General features: G+C 61.3%; 19 protein-coding genes and 1 pseudogene. 10 read left to right on the plus strand and 10 right to left on the minus strand.

What is annotated here, in order from left to right; translation table 11 throughout:
- Positions 1-65: 65 nt before the first annotated feature.
- Positions 66-1,058: pseudogene (locus ACFIQF_RS23325) on the plus strand (DUF1501 domain-containing protein); the annotation flags it as partial.
- 13 nt (positions 1,059-1,071) lie between these two features.
- Here ACFIQF_RS23325 and hprK read toward each other — a convergent pair.
- From hprK to hpf, 3 genes are all read right to left on the minus strand, one after another.
- On the minus strand, positions 1,072-2,028 hold the full coding sequence (gene hprK / locus ACFIQF_RS23330) for an HPr(Ser) kinase/phosphatase (protein ID WP_393946057.1): 957 nt from the start codon (positions 2,026-2,028) through the stop codon (positions 1,072-1,074).
- Positions 2,029-2,155: 127 nt separating this feature from the next.
- Complete coding sequence (locus ACFIQF_RS23335; protein ID WP_393946058.1) at positions 2,156-2,641, minus strand: PTS sugar transporter subunit IIA; 486 nt, start codon at positions 2,639-2,641, stop codon at positions 2,156-2,158.
- Positions 2,642-2,778: 137 nt separating this feature from the next.
- Positions 2,779-3,111, minus strand: a complete 333-nt coding sequence (gene hpf / locus ACFIQF_RS23340) for a ribosome hibernation-promoting factor, HPF/YfiA family (protein WP_393946059.1) — start codon at positions 3,109-3,111, stop codon at positions 2,779-2,781.
- Positions 3,112-3,595: 484 nt separating this feature from the next.
- Here hpf and ACFIQF_RS23345 point away from each other — a divergent pair, with 484 nt between their 5' ends.
- The 5 genes from ACFIQF_RS23345 (at position 3,596) to ACFIQF_RS23365 (ending at position 8,211) form a co-directional block, all read left to right on the plus strand.
- On the plus strand, positions 3,596-4,516 hold the full coding sequence (locus tag ACFIQF_RS23345) for a phosphoribosylaminoimidazolesuccinocarboxamide synthase (protein ID WP_393946060.1): 921 nt from the start codon (positions 3,596-3,598) through the stop codon (positions 4,514-4,516).
- A 238-nt stretch (positions 4,517-4,754) separates the two neighbouring features.
- On the plus strand, positions 4,755-5,480 hold the full coding sequence (locus ACFIQF_RS23350; protein ID WP_393946061.1) for an OmpW/AlkL family protein: 726 nt from the start codon (positions 4,755-4,757) through the stop codon (positions 5,478-5,480).
- A gap of 190 nt (positions 5,481-5,670) precedes the next feature.
- Complete coding sequence (locus tag ACFIQF_RS23355; RefSeq protein ID WP_393946062.1) at positions 5,671-6,252, plus strand: DJ-1/PfpI family protein; 582 nt, start codon at positions 5,671-5,673, stop codon at positions 6,250-6,252.
- A 117-nt stretch (positions 6,253-6,369) separates the two neighbouring features.
- A complete protein-coding gene (locus ACFIQF_RS23360; protein ID WP_393946063.1) occupies positions 6,370-7,701 on the plus strand; it encodes a sensor domain-containing diguanylate cyclase in 1,332 nt (443 codons plus the stop codon).
- 93 nt (positions 7,702-7,794) lie between these two features.
- Entirely contained in the window at positions 7,795-8,211 is a 417-nt protein-coding gene (locus tag ACFIQF_RS23365) for a hypothetical protein (protein ID WP_393946064.1), read from the plus strand.
- 37 nt (positions 8,212-8,248) lie between these two features.
- On the opposite strand, the gene ftrA is transcribed toward ACFIQF_RS23365, so the two are convergent.
- Positions 8,249-9,244, minus strand: coding sequence for a transcriptional regulator FtrA (gene ftrA / locus ACFIQF_RS23370; RefSeq protein ID WP_393946065.1), 996 nt, complete (start codon positions 9,242-9,244; stop codon positions 8,249-8,251).
- A gap of 94 nt (positions 9,245-9,338) precedes the next feature.
- Here ftrA and ACFIQF_RS23375 point away from each other — a divergent pair, with 94 nt between their 5' ends.
- Both ACFIQF_RS23375 and ACFIQF_RS23380 read left to right on the plus strand, forming a co-directional pair.
- Positions 9,339-9,737, plus strand: coding sequence for a rhodanese-like domain-containing protein (locus tag ACFIQF_RS23375; RefSeq protein ID WP_393946066.1), 399 nt, complete (start codon positions 9,339-9,341; stop codon positions 9,735-9,737).
- 275 nt (positions 9,738-10,012) lie between these two features.
- A complete protein-coding gene (locus tag ACFIQF_RS23380) occupies positions 10,013-11,335 on the plus strand; it encodes a hypothetical protein (protein ID WP_393946067.1) in 1,323 nt (440 codons plus the stop codon).
- 73 nt (positions 11,336-11,408) lie between these two features.
- On the opposite strand, the gene ACFIQF_RS23385 is transcribed toward ACFIQF_RS23380, so the two are convergent.
- The 3 genes from ACFIQF_RS23385 to ACFIQF_RS23395 form a co-directional block, all read right to left on the minus strand.
- Positions 11,409-12,413: a siderophore ABC transporter substrate-binding protein gene (locus ACFIQF_RS23385; protein WP_393946068.1), complete on the minus strand. Its 1,005-nt coding sequence runs from the start codon at positions 12,411-12,413 to the stop codon at positions 11,409-11,411.
- Positions 12,414-12,524: 111 nt separating this feature from the next.
- On the minus strand, positions 12,525-14,549 hold the full coding sequence (locus ACFIQF_RS23390; protein ID WP_393946069.1) for a ligand-gated channel protein: 2,025 nt from the start codon (positions 14,547-14,549) through the stop codon (positions 12,525-12,527).
- Positions 14,550-14,932: 383 nt separating this feature from the next.
- Positions 14,933-16,252 carry a DUF445 domain-containing protein gene (locus ACFIQF_RS23395; RefSeq protein ID WP_393946070.1) on the minus strand — a complete coding sequence of 440 codons (1,320 nt, stop codon included), beginning with the start codon at positions 16,250-16,252 and terminating at the stop codon, positions 14,933-14,935.
- A 121-nt stretch (positions 16,253-16,373) separates the two neighbouring features.
- On the opposite strand from ACFIQF_RS23395, the gene ACFIQF_RS23400 reads away from it, so the two are divergent.
- Positions 16,374-16,631, plus strand: coding sequence for a DUF3297 family protein (locus ACFIQF_RS23400; RefSeq protein WP_393946071.1), 258 nt, complete (start codon positions 16,374-16,376; stop codon positions 16,629-16,631).
- A 119-nt stretch (positions 16,632-16,750) separates the two neighbouring features.
- On the opposite strand, the gene hmpA is transcribed toward ACFIQF_RS23400, so the two are convergent.
- A complete protein-coding gene (hmpA, locus tag ACFIQF_RS23405) occupies positions 16,751-17,929 on the minus strand; it encodes an NO-inducible flavohemoprotein (protein WP_393946072.1) in 1,179 nt (392 codons plus the stop codon).
- Between the two features lie 142 nt (positions 17,930-18,071).
- Between hmpA and norR the strand changes: the two genes are divergently transcribed.
- Entirely contained in the window at positions 18,072-19,682 is a 1,611-nt protein-coding gene (gene norR / locus ACFIQF_RS23410) for a nitric oxide reductase transcriptional regulator NorR (protein ID WP_393946073.1), read from the plus strand.
- A 93-nt stretch (positions 19,683-19,775) separates the two neighbouring features.
- Here the strand turns inward: norR and ACFIQF_RS23415 are convergent, their stop codons facing one another.
- A complete protein-coding gene (locus tag ACFIQF_RS23415) occupies positions 19,776-20,192 on the minus strand; it encodes an FKBP-type peptidyl-prolyl cis-trans isomerase (protein WP_393946075.1) in 417 nt (138 codons plus the stop codon).
- 77 nt (positions 20,193-20,269) lie between these two features.
- Positions 20,270-21,406 (minus strand): aminotransferase class V-fold PLP-dependent enzyme, encoded by a 1,137-nt coding sequence (locus ACFIQF_RS23420; protein WP_393946076.1) that lies wholly within the window; start codon positions 21,404-21,406, stop codon positions 20,270-20,272.
- Between the last annotated feature and the right edge of the window lie 70 nt (positions 21,407-21,476).

The raw sequence follows: 21,476 nt of genomic DNA on the forward strand, positions 1-21,476 counted from the left end.
ACGTGATTTCTTCATGGTAGAGATTCTCCTGTGAGAGTCTCTACTTCTCAGCGCGCTGGAATTGCGGGGGGATTACCGCACTGGACAGCCTGTGGGGACTGCACCCCGCGCTGGAAGGCAGCGTGCTGCCACTGGTACACGCACGCCAAGCCTGCTTTGTGCCCTTTGCAGGCAGCGATGATCTGTCGCGCAGCCATTTTGAAACACAGGACTCGATCGAAAGGGGTATGCCACTGACAGCGGCTCAGAGCACGCCGAGCGGCTTCTTGAACCGTTTGGCCGTGCAGTTGCAAGGGCGCAGCGACATCACCCCCATGGCCTTCACTGCACAACTGCCGCTTTGCATGCGCGGCACTACCCGTATTGCCAACACGGCCTTGGCCAATCTGAGCAAAGCCAGCATCAACGAGCAGCGCAGCCAGGTCATCGCAAACATGTATGCAGGCACTGCACTGGCGCCTGCCGTGCAAGAGGGTTTCGCCGTGCGCGATGCCGTGCTGCGCGGCGTGCAACAAGAGATGGACCAGGCCGGGCGCAACGCCATCAGCCCCAAGGGCTTTGGTCTGGTTGCCCAGCGCATGGCCGGCCTGATGCGAGAGCAGTTCGACCTGGGTTTTATCGATATCGGCGGCTGGGATACGCACGTCAACCAAGGCGGCGCCAGCGGCAACCTGGCCAACCGGCTCGACGATCTGGGCCGGGGCCTTGCCAGCTTTGCGCAAGAGATAAGCCCCCAGGCATGGCGCCACACCGTGGTGGCCGTGATCAGCGAGTTCGGCCGCACCTTCCGCGAAAACGGCAACAAAGGCACCGACCACGGGCACGGCACCACCTACTGGATTCTCGGCGGCGGCCTGGCCTCACAGGCGGGAGGCCGCGTGCTGGGAGAGCAGACCGAAGTGACCGAGCAAGCCCTTTTCCAAAACCGTGACTACCCGGTGCTCAACGACTACCGCAGCGTCCTGGGTGGCCTGTTTGCGCGCATGTACGGGCTCAACCCAGCGCAAGTGCAGCAAGTCTTTCCCCAAGCCCAGGTGCGCGATTTGCAGTTGGTGTGACTGGGCAGATCGATCAAATCTCCCGCCCGCTCGCCATGGCCTTGCGGTGGCGGTCGACAAATTCCTGGTAGGTATCGATGCCGCGCAACTGCAAAATGGTGTTGCGCACTGCAGCCTCTACCAGCACAGCGATGTTTCGGCCGGCCACCACCTGGATGACGACCTTCATCACCGGAATACCCAGCACATCTTGCGTCAGCGGGGCCGATGGGAGGCGCTCATAATCGCGCTCCATCGTTTCCTTGCGCACCAGGTGCACGATCAGCTTGAGCCGCATCTTGCGCCGCACGGCGGTTTCGCCAAAGATGGCGCGGATGTCGAGCAGGCCAATGCCGCGCACTTCCAGCAGGTTCTGCAGCAAATCAGGGCACTTGCCCTCGATCGTGGTTTGGTTGATGCGAAACAGATCCACCGCATCATCGGCCACCAGGCCGTTGCCACGGGTGATCAACTCCAGGCCCAGCTCACTTTTGCCCAGGCCGGATTCGCCGGTGATCAGCACGCCCATGCCCAGAATGTCCATGAACACGCCGTGCATGGTGGTGCGGTCGGCAAAGTGCTTGGAGAGGAAGGCGCGCAGCACATCGATCACAAAGGCCGCCGACTCCTTGGTGGCGAACATCGGGATATGCGCGCGCTCGCACATCGACAGCAGCTCATCGGGTGCGCCCTGACCATCGGCCAGCACCAGCACCGGCGGCTCCAGCGTGACGATGCGCGCAATGCGGCGGCGGCAATCTGCAGTGGTGGAGTTGGTGAGGTAGGCGATTTCGCGCTCACCAATCACCTGGGCGCGGTACGGGTGGATGTAGTTCAGGTAGCCCACCAGATCGGCGCTGGAGCGGGCGCTGCGCACAGCCACCTCGTCAAAGCGGCGCTCTGAGGCGCCCAGCCCGGCCAGCCATTCCCACCGGAGCGAAGAGCGAAACTCTTCAAACAACACATCTGCGCTGACCACATTGGGTTTCACGGCTCGGCCCTTTCGTTCGTGCAAACAAGCGCGGGCGCATCCACGCGGGTGCGCCCGGTACAAACGAAAGCGTAGCAGGAAATGTGCGGGCCCGGCCTGCTGTGGCGCAGGCGGGTGCCAAGCGGCCTCAGGCGTGCACGGTAGAGCTGTTGTTGGCCGAAGACTGCCAGTTGGCGATCAACTGGTGCAGTTGCTCGGCATTGGTGGTGGCCTTCATCTGCTCGCGCAGGCTGGCGTTGGAGAGCAGTTCGGCAATTTCACCGAGGATCTCCAGGTGTTGCTGGGTGGCGGCCTCGGGCACCAACAAGAAGATCAGCAGGCTGACGGGCTGCTCATCGGGTGCATCAAAGCCGATGGGGCGCTCGAGCTGGAACACCGCTGCCATGGGCGCCTTGAGACCCTTGATACGGCCGTGCGGAATGGCCACGCCATGGCCTAAGCCGGTGGAGCCGAGACGTTCGCGGGCGAACAGGCTGTCGGTCACCAGGGCACGCGAGAGGCCGTGCAGACTTTCGAACAACAGACCTGCTTCTTCAAACGCTCGTTTTTTACTGGTGGCATCCACGCTCACTAACACCTGAGCTGGGGGCAAGATAGAGGCAAGGCAGTTCATAGTGGAGTGCGGCAATAAGGCGGGCAATCAGGAGCGTAGTCAAACAAACGCAGCAACACCTGCTAACAGGTATTGCTGCACGTATTATCGGTCAGTACTCCAGACAGATTGCATAACCAGGGCAAAAAGCCCAGGGTTTACGCCATTGCTTGCCGCAACGCATCGCTGTAGTGGGATTGAACACGTTGCTTATGACGGGCCACCATCCGGTCCAGGCGGTCCACCAAAGCATCTACCGCGGCGTACAAATCATGGTGCGAGCACTGGACGCACAACTCGTCGCCCTTGACCCGCAGATTGCACACCACACGCTGCCGTTTCTCCTTCTCCTTTTGTCTTTCCACGGAAAGTAGAACCTTGGCATCCACCACCTGGTCAAAATGTCGCGTGATGCGAGCCAGCTTTGCTGTTACATATTCGCGCAGCGCCGGGGACACCTCCAAATGGTGTCCACTGATCGTCAGGTTCATGAACAAGTCTCCTTCAGCAAATCGAGAAAAGTGCCCTGAGTCCCTTGGAACCCAAGCCACCCCGAGGGGGAAACACATGCATGCGTAGAAACCATGATGCGCCCTGAACTCCAAAATTGCAAGCCTATGACAGGCCTCACCAGTAGGAATTAGTCGCAGCAACCGGGTAGTGCGGCCGTGCTTTTGTTACATCTTGAGCTGCCAGCGCTCCCAAAAATGCGCACAAAAGACGCAGCTGCCGGGGCTTGCCCGCCAGTTGACCGGCGCCAGCCCGTTTTTTCTGAGGCGTCTTCGCGCACGTAAGGCCCTACGTGTTTTACCAACTGGTAAACCAATACTGCACTGGGAAAGAAGGCATCCGGCGGCGCGCCGGGGTTGGCCGGGGCATGGCGACTACAATCTTTCGCTTGCCCACGCCGTTTCCAGCAGGCCTGTGTGCCATGCGCTGCCAGCGGGGCGCCTGTTCATTGAGTTTTGCATCACCATGACCCAGTCCGTACCTTCCGCATTGCATACTTCCAAGCTCCATTCCTTGCCCCTGCTGGCCCGCGGCAAGGTACGCGACAACTACGCCGTTGGCGACGACCGCATTCTGATGGTGGCCTCCGACCGCCTGTCCGCCTTTGACGTGATCATGGGCGAGCCCATTCCCGGCAAGGGCGCACTGCTCACGCAAATGGCCTTGTACTGGTTCGACAAGCTGGGCAACATTTCCCCCAACCACCTGACCGGCGAAGCCCCCGAATCCGTGGTGCAGCCCGACGAAGTGGCCCAAGTGGTGGGCCGCTCCATGCTGGTCAAGCGCCTCAAGCCCGTGCCCATCGAAGCCGTGGTGCGCGGCTACCTGGCTGGCAGCGGCTGGAAGGAATACCAGGGAAACCAGGCTGTCTGCGGCGTCCAGCTGCCTGCAGGCCTGGTCAACTCGGCCAAGCTGCCCGAGCCCATCTACACGCCAGCGGCCAAGGCCGAAGCCGGTGAGCACGACGAAAACATCACCTTCGAGCGCACGGTCGAAATCGTCGGCCCCGAGCTGGCCGCCCAGATCCGCGACACCAGCATCGCCATCTACAAAAAGGCCGCCGCCATTGCGCTGGAAAAAGGCATGATCATTGCCGACACCAAATTCGAGTTCGGCCTGGACGAAAACAACCAGCTGGTGCTGATGGACGAAGTGCTCACGCCCGACAGCTCGCGCTACTGGCCCGTGGAAGGCTATGCCGACGCGCTGGCCAACGGCAGCAACCCGCCCAGCTACGACAAGCAGTTCGTGCGCGACTGGCTGGAGCAAGCCAAGGTCAACGGCAAGCCCTGGAACAAGACCGCCCCCGCACCCCGCCTGCCGCAAGATGTGATCGAAAAAACCGCCGCCAAGTACCGCGAAGCGCTTGAACGCCTGACGGCCTGATCTGCGACATGGCCGTGGTTAGAACACTGCCAGAATTCGACACAAGACCTGCCACATACACGATGGCAGGTCTTTTTTTATCCCCGCGATTTCCCTAGGTGGATGGAAATTAGAACGGGTGTGCTTTTTTTGCCGAAATTCAGCACTTACCCCGTCGACAGCGGGGCGCCAGATTCGTAAGCTCCTCTCCATAAGAACAGGTTTTCCGATCCCTCTCGCAACAAACCAGGAGACAGCGATGACACAGGCAAAGAAATGGATGTTGGTGGCCGCCACGGCCTTGCTCGCCAGCAGTGCATATGCACAGAAGGCGGGTGATTGGGTGCTGGGCGCGGGTGCGCTGCACTATGCGCCGCAAGACAAGAGCCAGCCGCTGGCGTTTGTGGAGCCTGCGGCCCGCGTGGTTCCCGGCTCCGGGGCTGATTTGAAGAGTGCGACCACCTTGGGTCTGAACGTGCACTACTTCCTGACCGACAACTGGGCGGTAGAAGGCGTGCTGGGCGTGCCGCCTCAGCTCAAGCTCAATGGCGCAGGCACCCTGGCCCCTGTGGGCGAGCTGGGCAAGGCACGCTTGTACGCGCCATCGCTGCTCGGCAAGTACTTCTTTGGCAATGCGGATGACAAGTTCCGCGTCTCGCTCGGCCTGGGTGTCACGTATTCGCAGTTCCGCAGCGTCAAGCTCAGCAATGGCCTGCAAGGCACCTTGAACTCTGCCATCGGTCTGCCGCCCGGCGCCTCTTCCACCACGGCCAAGATCGACAGCCAGTGGGCGCCCGTGTTCAACGTCGGCGCCAATTACGCCATCGACAAAAACTGGGGCGTGACCTTCTCGGTGTCGTACGTGCCGATGAAGACCGACGCCTACCTGACCACCAAGGTCAATGGCAACAAGGTGGCGCTGTCCAAGACCCGCTTGACGCTGGACCCGATCATCCCGTTCCTCTACGTCACCTACAAGTTCTAAGCACCTGTTGCTTTTGCGATGGCTCCAAGCCATCTTGTGCGCCCCGCTACTGCGGCCGGGCGCCTTTTTTATGGCGGTTTGATGAACGCCGGCGTGCCACGCCTGGGCAGTTTCCATGATTGGCAAGCGCCCGGCAGCCACCCACAATGGCTGCGGCCTTTCTTCCCTTTCAACCAATGGAGAGTGATTCATGGCAGCCCAAAAAATTCTGATGATCTGCGGCGACTACTGCGAAGACTACGAGACCATGGTGCCGTTCCAGACCTTGCTGGCCGTGGGCCACACGGTGCACGCCGTCTGCCCCGACAAAAAAGCGGGCGACCAGATCAAGACCGCGATCCACGATTTTGAAGGCGCGCAAACCTACAGCGAAAAGCCAGGCCACAACTTCACGCTGAACGCCACTTTTGCCGACATCAAAGCGGAGAACTACGACGCGCTGGTCATCCCCGGCGGACGTGGCCCCGAGTATTTGCGCAACAACCCGGCCGTGCTGACTGCGGTGCGGCACTTTTTCAGCGCCAACAAGCCGGTGGCCGCCGTGTGCCATGGCGCGCAACTGCTGGCTGGCGCTGGCGTGCTCAAAGGCCGCACCTGCTCGGCCTACCCGGCCTGCAAGGCCGAGGTGGAGCTGGCGGGCGGCACCTATGCCGATATTGCGGTAGACCAGGCCCACACCGAAGGCAATCTGGTCAGCGCCCCCGCCTGGCCCGCACACCCGCAGTGGCTGGCGCAATTTCTGCAGCTGCTAGGCACCAAAATCACGCCATAAGCGCCCAGCGCAACTGCTCCAAGTGCTTTGCAAGCTATTGTTTTAATAGCGGAAAGATACTTGCGCAAGGATTTTCAGACCGGGGTATAGTGTTACGCAACGTAACCCCGCCCGGCCATGGAGACCTCTGCCCTCAGCGTGCAGCAACTGCGCGATCTCATCGACCACAACAGCGACTGCCTGTGGGAGACCGACGCGCAGGGGCGCTATACCTATGCATCGCGCGTGATGACCGACCAGCTCGGTTACGCGCCCGCTGCCGTGGTGGGCAAAAGCCCGCTTGATTTCATGTCTGCCGGCGAGCGCGAGCGCATGCTGCCGGTGTTCAGCGAGATCATCGGCTCGCAGCGCTCCTTCCAGGGTCTGATCAACCGCAACCTGCACGCCGATGGCCATGTGGTGGTGCTGGAGACCAATGGCATTCCGCTGTTCGATGCCCAGGGCCAGCTGTGCGGGTTTCGCGGCATCAGCCGTGACATATCCACGCCAGGCGAACGCTGGTTGCAGATTGAAGCGGCTTACGAACACGCACCGGTGGGGCTGAGCATCGTGGACATCAGCGGCCGCATCGTCATGGGCAACAAATCCTTGGCGCAATTGGTGGGCCTGCCGGAAGAGCAAGTGGTTGGCGCCGACATGTCAGAGCTGATGCCTGCGCCCTGGAAAAGCCTGACCGCCCAATTGCCGCCACCGGGAGCCGATCTGTACCAGCCCTCGCGCGAGATGGTGTGGAAAGACCAATGGCTGCTGGTCACGCCGCAGTATCTGCCCAATGCCAAGGGCGAGGTCGAGGGCCTGTTCATCGCCTGGATGGACATCACCGACCGCAAACGCACCGAGCAGCAACTGGCCGACGCCAACCGCCAGCTGGCCAAGTATGCGCGCCAGGATTACCTCACCGGCCTGCCTAACCGCCGCGTGCTCGACGAGCAACTGGTCACCGAAATCGCCCGCGCCCGCCGCGAAGGCCAGCCGCTATCGCTGTGCATGGTGGATGTGGATTGGTTCAAGCCTTACAACGACAACCTGGGCCATCTGGCTGGCGACGAATGCTTGCGCAGCCTCTCGCAAGTGCTGGCACAGCAGCTGCGCCGCCCGGCCGACACCATCAGCCGCTATGGCGGCGAAGAGTTCGTCATCATCCTGCCCGGCACCGATGCGGCAGGCGCGCAATCGGTGGCCGAGCAAATGCGCCAGCAGGTGTTTGCGCAGGCGCTGCCGCACCCCACCAGCCCGTTCGGGCGCGTGAGCATCAGCGTCGGCGTGGTGACCCGCATGCCCGGAGCGCACCAGGCCACCGCCAGCACGCAGCGCGGCCACATGCCGCACGACGCAGACTTGGCCAGCAGCCTGCTGCGCCAGGCCGACAGAGCGCTCTACGTTGCCAAAGACAGCGGCCGCAACCAAGTGGCCTGCCGCGAATCCACGGGCGAGATCGCGGCTGCGTAAGCGGCATGCCAAGCACAAGCCAATAGCAATACGGCGCGCCCAGTTGCACGCGCGCTGCTACCATCGCAGCCCTGTTTTCTGCAACCCGCCGCCATGACTGCTGACACCTACCAATCCGAACTCGCCGCCGGCAACCAACTCGTCGCCCAGGCCCAGCAAGTGGCCACCACCGACTTTGCCGCCGCCCGTGCGCTGTGGCAGCAAGCCGGTCAGGCGTTCTACCGCGCCCACCAGGCCGACCGCGGCCAACCTGAGGCCGCCTTCCGCCTGGCCCAGGCCTGGATGGCCGAAGCCCACGCCTTGCAAAAAGAAGGCTCGGCCAACGCCAAAATCATGTGGCAGAACGCGGCCGCGCAATGCGAGCTGGCGTTCGACCAGGAACCCACCAACCCGCGCGTAGCCATGGCCGCCGCCAGCTGCCACCACTTTGCTGGCGACGCTGAAGCCGCCGAGGCCTGGATGGAGATTGGCCAGCACCTGGCGGGCGGCGCAGCACCCAAAACCGAATAAATGCGGTGGCCACTGCGCCACACCAAAGCGGCTGCATTCAAGCCGCTGTAAACAAGGCCCGGTAAGCCTTGGGCGATGCGCCCACCCAGCGTTTGAACTGCGCCCGTAGCACCTGCACACTGCCGTAGCCAGCTTGGTCAGCAATGCGCTCCACCGGCAAGGCGGTGGTCTCCAGCAAACGCTTCACTTCTTCCACCCGCACCTGCGCCAGCCAATCAGCAGGCGTCATGCCTGTGCCTTCCGAAAAACGGCGCAAGAAGGTACGGCGGCTCATCGCCACGGTCTCGGCCATGGCGGCCACTGTCCAGTCGCCCTGCAGATCGCGGCGCATTTTCTCCAGCAGCAGCGCCAGCTTGCCGCTTTGGTCTTGGGCCACAGGCCGCTCGATAAACTGCGCCTGCCCGCCGCTGCGGTGCGCAGGCACCACCAAGCGCCGCGCCACACTGTTGGCAGCCTGCACACCCATGTCGCGCCGCACCAGATGCAGCATCAAATCTATGCCAGCCGCACTGCCTGCCGATGTGTAGAGCCGCTCGTCCCCCACATACAGCACCTGCGCATCGACTTCGACGGCAGGGTACTGCGCGGCCAGTGCCTCGGCATAGCGCCAATGGGTGGCGGCGCGTCGGCCATCGAGCAAACCCGTGGCTGCCAGCACGAACGCACCCGAGCAAATGGACGCCAAGCTCGCACCGCGCTGCCAGGCGCGCCGCAACTGTGCTGTCAGTGCGGCTGGCACCGGTACATCCTTACCTTTCCAGCCGGGGATAACGATCAAATCCGCCACCTCCAACAGCTCCGCGCCGCCAGTGGATTGCACCAGCAAACCGCCTTGCGCACGCAGCACGCCCGGCTCGATCGCCGCACTGGCAAAGCGGTACCAGCCAGCGCCCAGCTCTGGGCGAGCCAGGCCAAACACCTCCGCGACGATGGAAAACTCGAAGGTACACAAACCGTCGTAAACCAGCGCTACCACCAGCGGGCCCTGGGGCGCCACAGGCTGCTCTGGGTTCTTTTGCAGTGCAGGCGGCATTTGGCACAAATCTTTCTGTTTATGTCATTTGCGCCAATTGTAGGCAAGCGGCCCGGTTCGCAAAATGGCCTGCATTCACTTCAGAGAGCAAGCCATGAACAACTACGTCACCCAGTTTCCCGCCGCCACCAGTGCTGATGCCATCGCCCACTTTTCGCAAGCCTTTGCCTTTGAAACCGACTGCTGGGACGTGCACGATGCGCTCGAGCGCAACGTTGCCGATTTTGTGCTGCTCGATGTGCGCAGCGCCGCCCTCTACGCCCAAGGCCATGTGCCCGGCGCCGTTCATTTGCCGCACGGCAAGCTGGTCGAGAGCAAGCTGGCAGCGTGGTCGGCAGACACGGTTTTTGTCACCTACTGCGCAGGCCCGCACTGCAATGGCGCGGCACGCGCTGCGCTGCGTTTGGCGCAGCTGGGTCGGCCGGTGAAGATCATGGCCGGAGGCATTACAGGTTGGGTGGATGAGGGGTTTAGGTTGGCGACGAGAGAATAGAAGATAAAGTGCCTTTAGAGACTGGTGAGTAAGCTCTTACAGCTATCAAATTAATAGTCTCTACTGCAAATATTGATAGCTGTTTATTTACACAGTAGAGTAGAGCATTTCACCACTCCAGCAAGCCCGTGCGCTTGCCTTCTCTGCACATGCACCTTCACGCCCTTCTGGACGATGTTTTTACAGGCACTGCGGTGCTGCATATTGAAGCGAACCATGATAGGAGGCTCATCCCAGAATTTACGGAGGTCGCTATTCGAATCAGACCGCTAGACTTGACAATAGAAGTCGCTTTACAAGACGAAAGCGCAGTGTCCAGCACTCTGGTGTGTTCCAAATTTCCACTACACCAAGTGGAGGCGACAAATATTCGGCTGACGAATCTTCAAGTACAGCATCCCACTGGTGCTGAGTTGCGTTCTGCACAAATAGGTGGACTTACGTTATCGTTATTTGAGCCGAATGAACTACTGGCAGACCTAGAAGAGCCCAAGCCGCGATCCCCACTTAATGATTGGCTGGGAGCTCAGCCTAAACCGTGCTCTCGACTACAACTCATCGCCATGAATGGTTCAATGACATGGCAAATTTTCGAACCCTCGGCTAACAAACGCGCCGAATGGATCGTGCAGTATTGCGATGCCTTTCCCGCACATGAGATCAATTGCACCCTTGATACCTCAGCACTGCCTTTTAAGGTAGAAGTTGCAATAACAGATAGAGGGCTCTTGAGCGTCAGCGGTCTAGTAGAAAGCGCCTTACACGAAGAGTTGTTTGCACTAGCCCTAGAACTTGCTCAAGGCGGTCGACTGACCAAACTCTACGACCTCAAGCAAGATCAGCTGACTCTTTTCCGAACATCGTTCAAGCCGCCTCAACCACAATTTCCGCTTCTTCGAGACCCACTACCGCACCAATATCAGCACGCCATTCGAAACATGGTGGACAGCCTGCTGAAGCTTAACAGTGAGGACTTTCGCAAATTGCGAACCGCTTGTCTATTCCACTTAGAAGCCAAGAAGCCGCTCACCTACTTGGAGCCACGGTTTTTGATGGCAATGATCTTTGTGGAAACCCGCGATGAAAGTGATGACCTCTGGAACGAAAACACCAGCCGCTTACTTGGCGTGGATATAAAGCTAGCAGCCCTGTTCAACGACCTAAGAAATCAGCTCATTCATGGACGCGGGGACTTTCAAAAAGCATACGACTTGACTGTTCAAAAGTACTTCGAAAGCAACACCCCGGACTTACCGAGATTGCTCCACGCAAAGAACCCTGGTGTTGAGCCATTGGGTTTAATTTTGCCTCGTTTGTTAGAACGTATTGATGCTTATCTTTGGGTCCTGCTTATTGGAAAAGAGCAATTTGACTTACGCAGGTTTTATCCAAAATTTTTGGGACAGATGCAGCTACCAGAGCCGTACACTGGATCAGAAAAACCTACAAAAGATCCATCTGCTGAAGAGCACGAATTACAGAATCAAATTAGGCTGCTAAAGCAGAAGCTTAAAAATTGTGAGGATCAAAAATTCAAGCTCAACGAACAAATCGTCAAGCAAGGTCAAAAAATACGATCTCTAAAAAAAGGCCGATAAAAAAGGAGTGCATCACCGCACTCCTTCTTCGTTAAACCATGAAGTCCGCTGAACGCGGATTGTGCCTCGCTGCCTAGCGACGGCTCCACACCTCCTTGAGCTGCGCCAGATTGTTCAGCATGGCCTGCGGGCCGGCGACGCCAAGCAGGTACCAGATCTGTGGATCGAGGAAGACAACGCGGCCGTTCTTGCCCGCATAGGTAGCCCGGATCGTGTCGTTATTGAACAGCTCCTGGCTCGGCACCACGGGCTTGCCTTCGCGATCGGTCGCGGTGCCGGTACCGGCGTTGCGGTCAATCACGTACAACCACTGCGGGTTGATCTTGGCAATGTCTTCCATCTTCAGCGGAATACCACGTGGCTTGCTCGGATCGGCAGGCATAGCGGGCTTCACGCCCAGCACATCGTGCAACAGACCAAAGCGCGAGCCGGGCGCCTGGCCGTTGATGTTGCGGCTGATGGCCAGCACCAGCAAGCCTGGTTCTTGTTGCGCAGCCAATGCGCGCGTGGCCTCTACCTCGGCGCGCACGCGCTGCATCAGCTGCTCGCCTTGCGCCTGCCGACCCCACAAGCTGGCGAGCGTGTTGACGTTGCGCTGCATGTCGTCCAGCAGATGCGCGTTGTTGATCGACAGATCAAGCGTTGGCGCAATCTTGCTCAGAATCTCGTACTTGCTGGCGCTGCGCCCGGCCACCACGATGAGATCGGGCTGAATCTGGCTGAGCGCTTCATAGTCGGGGATGAACAGCGTGCCGGCTGCCGTGTATTTGGCGTCGGCATAGGCTTTCATGTAAGCCGGAAAGTTGGCCTTGGCCAAGCCGGTGACAGGCAGGTTCAGCGCCTGCATGGTGTCAAGCGAAGCCAGGTCGTAAACCACTACGCGCTTGGGCGCAAAAGGCACGGTGGCTGCACCTTTGGCGTGCTGAACGGTAACCGTTACGGGCGCGGTTTGTTGGCTAGTTTTGCCAGGTTTGGAAGCAGTTTGTGCTGTGGCCAATGGAGCCGCAGCAAAGGCCGCAGCGAATGCGGCTGCGCTGACAACAAAGCGCAGTCGCGCCGATGGGGAGATGTGCGTCATGGGTAGCTTTCTTTCAGTGTTATGGGCTGCCAGTGGTTTTTTTAAAACGGCCGGCAGTTTGTCGGTCAATCGTTGCCGGGCTCAGCCGAGCCTGCCCAGCAGCCCACAGGCTTAGAACTTGACGTTCATGCCCAGCCAGTAGCGGCGGCCGTCCTGCACGGTGGCAAAGTCTTCGTAGTACACGTCTTTGTCGAACAGGTTGTAGATGCCGGCGTAGAAGCTCACGCTCTTGCTGTAGTGGTAGGCGCCGCCAATGTCGAACATGGCGTAGCTGCCAGCCACCCAGGTGCGCGCCGAGCGGCCGCCTGTTGGCTGGCTTTCCTTGCCGCGGTACGACAGCTTGGCCCAGCCGTTCCACTTGGCAGAAGGCTTCCAGTCTGCCGCCACGTTGAGCATGTGGCGCGGCAGCTGGCTCAGCGGCTTGCCGGCAAACTCGCCGCTCTTTTGCTCGGACTTGGTGAAGGTGTAGCTGGTGCTCAGCTCCAGATTCTTGGCCACCGGTGCTTTGAAGCTGGCTTCGATACCGCGGGTGATCGCCTTGTCGATATTGACGTTGGTGGTGGGCGAGTTGCCCGAGGAGTTGGCCGGCCCGCACTCGGGGCAGGCAATGCGGGTGATCTTGTCCTTGAAGTCGTTGTCGAATATGGTCAGCCCGGCCGACATGCCAGCGCCGTCGTTGTAGAGCACGCCGATTTCTTTGGACAGCGATTTTTCCGGCTTCAGATCCGGGTTGCCATAGATGTTGCCGCCCCGGCTGGCCTGGCCCCAGTCGCCCAGCGTCTGGCGCAGCGATGGCGCGCGAAAGCCCGTGGAGACGCCGCCCTTGACCGTCCAGCGCGGGTTCAGGTTCCACACGCCGTAGAGACGCGGACTCCACTGCGAGCCACCCTTGCTGTCGTGGTCAAAGCGCAGGCCGCCGGTCAGCGCAAAGTCTTCGCGCAGACGCCATTCGTCTTCGGCAAACCAGGCGTATTGCGTGCGGTCGGCGGTGCTGCGGTCGCTGCCGGGCAAGGTGTTGGTGGTGGTGTCCTTGAGGTCTTGCTTGTTGTAGGAAACGCCGGTGGTGAGGATGTGTGCTTCGCCAAGCGGAGCCACCCAGCTGCTGTTGAAGACGGTGTTCTTGATCGTCATGTCGCGCGCGATGTTGCGCGTTTTCTCATGCTGCACATAGGTGTCGGACGAGGCCCAGCCCCAGCGGCCCTTGTGTTGCAGCGAGTAGTTGTCGCGCTCGAACTTGCGGTCGGACAAGGCATCGGTGGCGAGCAAGGTCTTGCCGGGTGTAGAGACAAAGTGCTGTTTGGCAGCGCCCAGCTCGGCAATGATGTCGTGGTCTTTATTGGGCGTGAGAGCAATGCGCGCATTGAGCGAGCGCGAGTCGTTGTCGTTGTAGCCCTGGTAAATGCGGTCTTCCTCGCGCTTGCTGTAGTTGCCGTACAGGCTGATGCCGAGCACGTCTTCCTTGATCGGGCCTGAGAGGTAGAAGTTGCTTTGGTAAGCATTGCCCGAGCTGGAGCGCTCTTGGATGGTGGCGTCGGTGCGCAGTGAGCCATGCCAGGCCTTGGCCACCTTGCGCGTGATGATGTTGACCACGCCGCCCATGGCGTCGGAGCCGTAGAGCGAAGACATGGGGCCGCGCACCACCTCGATGCGCTCGATCGCTTCGAGCGGCGGAATCCAGCTCTGGTCGGTGCCGGTGCTGCCGTTGGTTTGCGTCTCGCGCGTGCTCATGCGCTTGCCGTCCACCAGGATCAGCGTGTAGTTGGCACCCATGCCGCGCAGGCTGATGTCGTTGGAGTTGTTGTCCGAAGGCGTGAGGATCACGCCCGGCACATCGCGCAACGCATCGTGCAAGTTGGTATAGGCGCCTTGCTCCAGCTTCTCACGCGGAATCACGGTGATCGATGCTGGCGCGTCCTTGACTTCCTGCTCGTAACCAGCAGCAGTCACCACCACGGTAGACAGCGTTTTTTCGGCCACGTCGGCATCGCTGCTTTGCGCCAGCGCCGCGCCATGCAGGCTGAAAGCCGCCGCCGCGAGCGCAACTGCGCGCAGGCTTTGCTGGCCGGGCAGAGCAGGGTTGGACAAAAACGGGCGTGCCAAAGCAACGCCTGCCGCGGTGGATACGCAGGAGGACATGGGTAAGCTCAAAAACTAGTGGTAACCAACAGCCACGCAGCCGCGCTCCAAGGGCTGTGCGCACCAGGCGCAATCAGTCCGGGCGCTGGTTGCGGACCAGCGAACATTCGCTTGTTGTGAGAGGCTGCGGCCACGGTGCTGGCTCTGCGAGAGAGCGCCCGTCCTGGCTACACATGCCGAGCTGCGCGGCATGAAGAATGGCAGCGAGGCCATCCGGCTGGGCAAAGGGAAACGCGAATTGCCAAGTTTGTAATGCGAACGATTCGTATTATAAGTAAGAATAAAGAATGGTTGCAAATGGTAAAGCCGGAGTTTTGTAAAGTTGGTGCCAGTGCGCTCTGCCAAGGCAAACCTTGGGCGTTCTGCCACCCGTCATCGCTGCATCAGCCGCCACCCAAGCGGCTCGCCAGCCACCCCAGCCAGAACAGCACAAAGCCGATCAGCCCGCCCACCAAGGTGCCGTTGATGCGGATGTATTGCAGATCGCGGCCGATGTTCCATTCGATCAGGTCGCTGAGTTCCTTGGCATCCCAGCGTTTGACGGTGTCGGCAATGTGGGTGCCAAAGAACTGCGAAATCTCGGGCGCCAGATCGCGCACCCAGATCTCCATGCGCTCGTTGAGCGAGGCACGCAGCGCATCATCGGCCGACAGCGATTTGCCCAGCCACAAACCCATGCCCCGCACATTGCGCGCCATGGCCGAGTTCTCGTTGGCCAGATCGCGCTGCAAGCTGGAGCGCAGGCTTTGCCACAGCTCTTGCACATACTGGCCAATGGCGGCGTCGTGCTGCAGGTAGCGGCGCACTTCCTCGCCCTTGGCATGCCACACCGGGTCGTGCTCCAGGCGCGCAATCCACTCTTGCATGGTCTCGTCAAACTTGGCACGCAGCACATGGCCGGGGTTGTCGGCAATTGCGTCGAGCAGGTGTTCCAGGCTGCTGGCGATCATGGCCGAGCCCTTGTCGCTGAGCCAGCCGGTGGGCAGCATTTTCTCTTTCACCGGGTGCTCGGTCTTGAGCCAGTAGGCAATGGTTTGCGCCATCAGCTCGCGGGTTTCGGCCTCGCGCAGCAGCTCTACCAATTTATCGAGCGCCTGCTCCAGCAGCACCTGGTGGCGGCCTTCGTGGGTAAGCACCGTCAGCAGCTTGGAGAGCGATTTGGACAGATCCAACTGGCCCAGCAAGGTGCGCAGCGCCAGCTTGATAAAGCGCTCCACCTGCGCGTCTTGCACCGTGGCCAGCGCAGCTGCAGCCAATCGCGCCACTTGGTGGCCCAGCAGCTCGGCATTGGCAGGCGAGCGCAGCCACAGTGCCATTTTGTCGGCCGGGCGGTGCGTGCGCACCAGTTGCACGAGCGAGTCGCCATCCAAAAAACGCTCGCGCACAAATACGGCCAGGTTCTCGCCAATACGGTCTTTGTTGCGTGGAATGATGGCTGTGTGCCGCGATATCCACGGAATCGGAATGTGTTTGAACAGCGCGGAGACGGCAAACCAATCGGCCAAAGCGCCCACCATGCCGGCCTCGGTCATGGCGCGCAGGCAGCGCAACGCCAGCTGCCAGCGCTCGGTTTGCGCAAAGGGCTGGCCCAGGCACCAGCTGGCCAATACAAACAGCAGGGCCACGGCCACCAGCAACAGCAGTGGTGTGCGTTTGGCGCGGCGCAGCAAGGTTTGCTGCTCGTGGGTCAATAGCATGGGCATGCGGCCAATGTATAGGCAAGCGGCGGCGATTGCCAAGTCAGCCAAAGGCGTAGTTTCCCCGCGCTGTGCTGGCGCGTTGCAAAGTGTGGACAATGGCGGCCATTGCACTTTTCCAAGCACCATGACTGACACCACCAACACCGCCCGCCCCGAGCTGCCCGACCACCTGTCCATCGACCCCAAGAGCCCGCATTTCGCGCGCGAGGTGTTCAACCACGACATCGGCATTCGTTTCAACGGCACCGAGCGTTTCGATGTTGAGGAATACTGCGTGAGCGAAGGCTGGGTGAAAGTGCCCGCCGGCAAGACGGTCGACCGCAAAGGCCGCCCGCTGCTGATCAAGCTCAAGGGCCAGGTCGAGGCCTATTACAAGGACTGAGGTCCTCGCGCCCCAGGCGTGCAAAAGAATGAGCTGCCAGAGCGATCACGCGCTGGCAGCTCTTTTTTATATAGCGGCCCAGGAACAGGCCACGCCCTGCTCCTGGCCACCCTCCCCTTTCAGATCAGCGCTTGCGCCGGGCCGAAAAACTCGTACTTCACCTGCGCCTCAGGCACGCCCAGTTTGTGCAGCGAAGCCTTGACCGAACGCATAAACGGCTTGGGGCCGAGGAAGTACACATCCGCATCGCGCGAAGCCGGCAACCACTGGCCCAGCAACGCTTCGGTCAGATAGCCTTCGGCCGCCACCGATTCGCCGTCTTGCATCTTGTCGTACACATAAAAGGGCTTGAGCTGGCGGTGCTGCTGCGCCAGCGCATCGACCTGGCCACGGAAAGCGTGCACCGCGCTGTCGCGTGCGCAGTGGATAAAGGTCACGGGGCGGTCGGTTTGCAGCGCTGCATCGAGCATGGGCAAAGTGGGCGTGATGCCAACGCCGCCGCTGATCAGCACCAGCGGCTTGCTGCTGGCCTGCAGCACAAAGTGGCCAGCCGGCGGGAACAGCTCCAAGGTGTCGCCCACCTGCACCTGGTCGTGCAGAAAGTTGGACACCTTGCCACCAGGTTCGCGCTTGACGCTGATGCGGTAGCTCTTGCCATTGGCCGCCGCCGAGAGCGAGTAATTGCGGCGCTGCTCGGTACCGTCGACGATGGCGCGCAGGCCAATGTACTGGCCGGGCTGGTGCGCGATCACGGCCTTGCCGTCGACGGGCTCCAGGTAGAAAGAGCTGATCTCGGCGCTTTCTGCTTCTTTCTTCACCAGCTTGAAAGCACGCGCACCGCGCCAGCCACCTTCGGCAGCAGCCAGGTCGTCGTAGGCCTTGGCTTCGGCAGCGATCAAGATGTCGGCCAACTGGCCATAGGCGGCGGCCCAGGCGTCAATCACCTCGTCGGTGGCAATCTCGGCGCCCAGCACTTCGCGGATCGAGCGCAGCAGGCAGCTGCCCACTATCTGGTATTGCCCGGGCTGCACTTGCAGCGCTACGTGCTTGTTGATGATTTGAGCGGGCAGATCGCCCAGGTTTTCGAGCTTGTCGATGTGCTTGGCGTACATCAGCACGCTGTGTGCCAAGGCGCGGGGCTGCGCACCGCTTTGCTGGTGCGCCTGGTTGAAGAGCGGGCGCACCTCAGGGTATTCGCCGAGCATCATTTGGTAGAAATGCGTGGTCAGCGCTTCGCCACCGGTCTCCAACAAGGGAACGGTGGCTTTGACGATGTCTTTCTGGCGAGCGGTCAACATGCGATGTCCTTTCTAGTGGGTTTGCCACAGGGAATGCATGCTCCGTGCCAGCACAGGTTTTGTGGAATATCAAGGCCTTGTAACATAAACGCAGTCACACTGACCGCACTTCAATGCTGTGTTTTTGACACCAAGAGTCGTTTTGACATCACCCCAAATCCTCCACGCCGTCATTCCGCTGGTGGCCGATCTGGCGCAAGAGCTGCCCGAACGCGAGCGCCTGCGCCGCCTGCTGGCCGCCCTGCGCACCTTGTTGCCGGCCGACGCCGTGGCCTTGCTGCAGCTCGAAGGCGAATGGCTGCGCCCGGTCGCCATCGATGGCCTGGTGCCCGACACGCTGGGCCGCCGCTTCAAAGTGGCTGAGCACCCGCGTCTGGCGCAGCTGCTGGCCGCCGGCCAGGCCATGCGCTTTGCGCCCGACAGCCCGCTGCCCGATCCCTATGACGGACTGATCGCCCTGCCCGGCGAGCTGAACGTGCACGACTGCATGGGCTGCGTGCTGCAAACCGGCGGGCTGACCTGGGGCCTGCTGACGCTCGATGCGCTGGAGCCCGAGCGCTTTGCCAACGGCAATGCGCTGGAAATGCTGCAGGCTTTTAGCAACCTGGCCGCCGCTACCGTGGCCACGGCCGAGCGCGTGCAGCAGCTGGCGCAGGTGGGCCGCACGGCCGAAGCCTTGCCGCGCGCCAGCGGCAAGCGCGAGCTTCTGGGCACCAGCCCGGCGGTACGCCAGCTGCACAAAGACATTGCGCTGGTCGCCGCCAGCGATTTGTGCGTACTGATCACCGGCGAAACCGGCACCGGCAAAGAGCTGGTGGCGCAGGCCGTGCACGCGCAATCGAGCCGCGCCAGCAAACCGCTCATCAGCATCAACTGCGCTGCCCTGCCCGACAACCTGGTAGAGAGCGAGCTGTTCGGCCACGTGCGGGGCGCCTTCACCGGCGCAATGTCCGAGCGGCGCGGCAAGTTCGAGCAAGCCGACAACGGCACCTTGTTCCTCGACGAAGTGGGCGAGCTGTCGCTGCCCGTGCAAGCCAAGCTCTTGCGCGTGCTGCAAAGCGGCCAGCTGCAGCGCCTGGGCTCCGACCGCGAACACCAGGTGGATGTACGCGTGATCGCCGCCACCAACCGCGATCTGGCCGCCGAAGTGCGCGCTGGCCGCATGCGCGCTGATTTTTACCACCGACTCTGCGTCTACCCGCTCACCGTGCCGCCGCTGCGCGAGCGCGACAGCGACACGCTGGTGCTGGCCGGCTACTTTCTCGAAGAAAACCGCTCGCGCTTGCAGCTCGGCGGCCTGCGCCTCGACGCTGCCGCGCAATCCGCCTTGCTGGGTTACGCCTGGCCCGGCAATGTGCGCGAGCTGGAACACCTGATCAGCCGCGCCGTGCTGAAAGCCCTGAGCCGGGCGCCGTCACACAACACCGGCCGCGACAGCAGTCGCCCGCGCATGCTGAGCATCGGCGTGGAAGATTTGTGGGACGACAACGCGCCCCCCGCGCCCGTGCCGGCACCGCCGGGCTGGATGGCCGGCAGCGACAAAGCGGCCGTCATCACCATGCCCGCGCCAAGCGCACCCGCCCTGGGCCTGCGCGAAAGCGTAGAGCGCCACGAACGCCAGCTGATCGAAAACAGCCTGAGCCGCCACGCCGGCAGCTGGGCCGCCGCCGCCCGCGAACTGCAACTCGACCGCGCCAACCTGCAGCGCCTAGCCAAGCGGCTGGGGGTGGAGCGGAGCCAGGCAGGGCCATAACTGCCAGATGCTGGAGGCAGCCAACAAAAAACCTCTGCGCCAACACAGCGCAGAGGTTTTTTATGAGTTTGTCGGCCCCAGTACCGTCAGCGCTTACTGGCCCTTGATGCCCAGCAGTTCCACTTCAAAGTTCAGCGTGGCATTGGGCGGGATCACGCCGCCAGCGCCGCGTGCACCGTAGGCGATGCCGGGTGGGCAAGTGAGCCTGGCTTTGCCGCCGATCTTCATCAGCTGCACGCCTTCGGTCCAGCAGGGGATCACGCCTTGCAGCGGAAACTCGATGGGCTCGCCGCGCTTGTAGGAGCTGTCGAACTCTTTGCCGGTATCGGGGAAAGTGCCTTTGTAGTGCACCTTGACAGTGTCGCTCGCCTTGGGGCTGGCGCCGGTGCCGTCCTTCACGCTCTCGAACACCAGACCGCTCTTGGTCGTGACAGGCTTGCTTTGGGCCTGGGCCAAACCGGCGCTCAGGGCAATGGCAGCGAACAAGGCGCTGGCAGTCAATGCTTTCATGCGGACAAATCCATTTCTTGCTGAAAAAACGCATTGTGCACGCGGCCTGCCAAGGCTGGCCGCGGATCGAACACAAGTTAACCTTTGATACCCAGATCGTCCAGACCTTTGCGCAAATGGCCTACGGTGCGCTCCACGTTGTGCCATTTGTCCAGGCCGAACAGGCCGATGCGGAAGGTTTTGAAATCCGGGCCTTCGTCGCACATCAGTGGCACACCGGCAGCGGTTTGCAGGCCGACGCTGGCGAACTTTTTGCTGTTCTGGATTTCCGGATCCGTGGTGTAGCTGACGACCACGCCCGGTGCCTTGAAGCCTTCGGCCGCCACACTGGGGAAGCCGCGCGATTCGAGCAGCTCGCGCACTTCTTTGCCCAGCTGCACTTGCTCTTCGCGCAGCTTGTCCATGCCGTAGGCCTCGGCCTCTTTCATCACATCGCGCAGGTGCAGCAAGGCATCGGTCGGCATGGTGGCGTGGTAGGCGTGCTGGCCTTTTTCGTAGCCTTCGGCGATCTGCATCCACTTTTTCAGATCGCAGGAGAAGCTGCTGCTCTTGGTGTCTTCAATGGCTTTGCGAGCGCGCTCGCTCAGCATCACCATGGCGCAGCAAGGCGTACCGCTCCAGCCTTTTTGCGGTGCGGTGATCAGCACGTCTACGCCGGTTTTTTGCATGTCCACCCACATGGCACCGCTGGCTACACAGTCGAGCACCATGAGCGCGCCCACTTCGTGCGCGGCAGCGCTGATGGTCTGGATGTAGTCGTCGGGCAAGATAATGCCGCTGGCCGTCTCGACGTGCGGCGCAAACACCACTTGCGGCTTTTCCTTGCGAATGGCGGCGGCCACATCAGCCGCCGGGCACGGTGCCCAGGCGTCTTGCGCGCCCTTGCCTTGTGGCCGTGCTTTGCAGATGACGGCGCTGCCACCCAAGCCGCCTTCTTCGAAAATCTGCGTCCAACGGTAGCTGAACCAGCCATTGCGCACGATCAGCACCTTGGCGCTGTTGGCAAACTGGCGCGCCACGGCCTCCATGCCAAAAGTGCCGCTGCCGGGCACGATGACGGCCGTGTGCGCGTGGTAGGTGGTTTTGAGGATGTGCAGCACGTCGCCCATCACGCCGATGAATTTTTTCGACATGTGGTTGAGCGCGCGATCGGTGTAGACGACCGAGAATTCGAGCAGGCCGTCGGGGTCCACATTGGGCAGCAATCCGGGCATGGTGTCTCCTTGTGTGTTGCAGTGTCGGCGCCAGCTTATCACGCAGGCTGCGGGCTTGGCGCGCCGGGTA

The organism is Comamonas trifloxystrobinivorans, from assembly GCF_043359985.1.
Taxonomy (GTDB): domain Bacteria; phylum Pseudomonadota; class Gammaproteobacteria; order Burkholderiales; family Burkholderiaceae_C; genus Comamonas; species Comamonas trifloxystrobinivorans.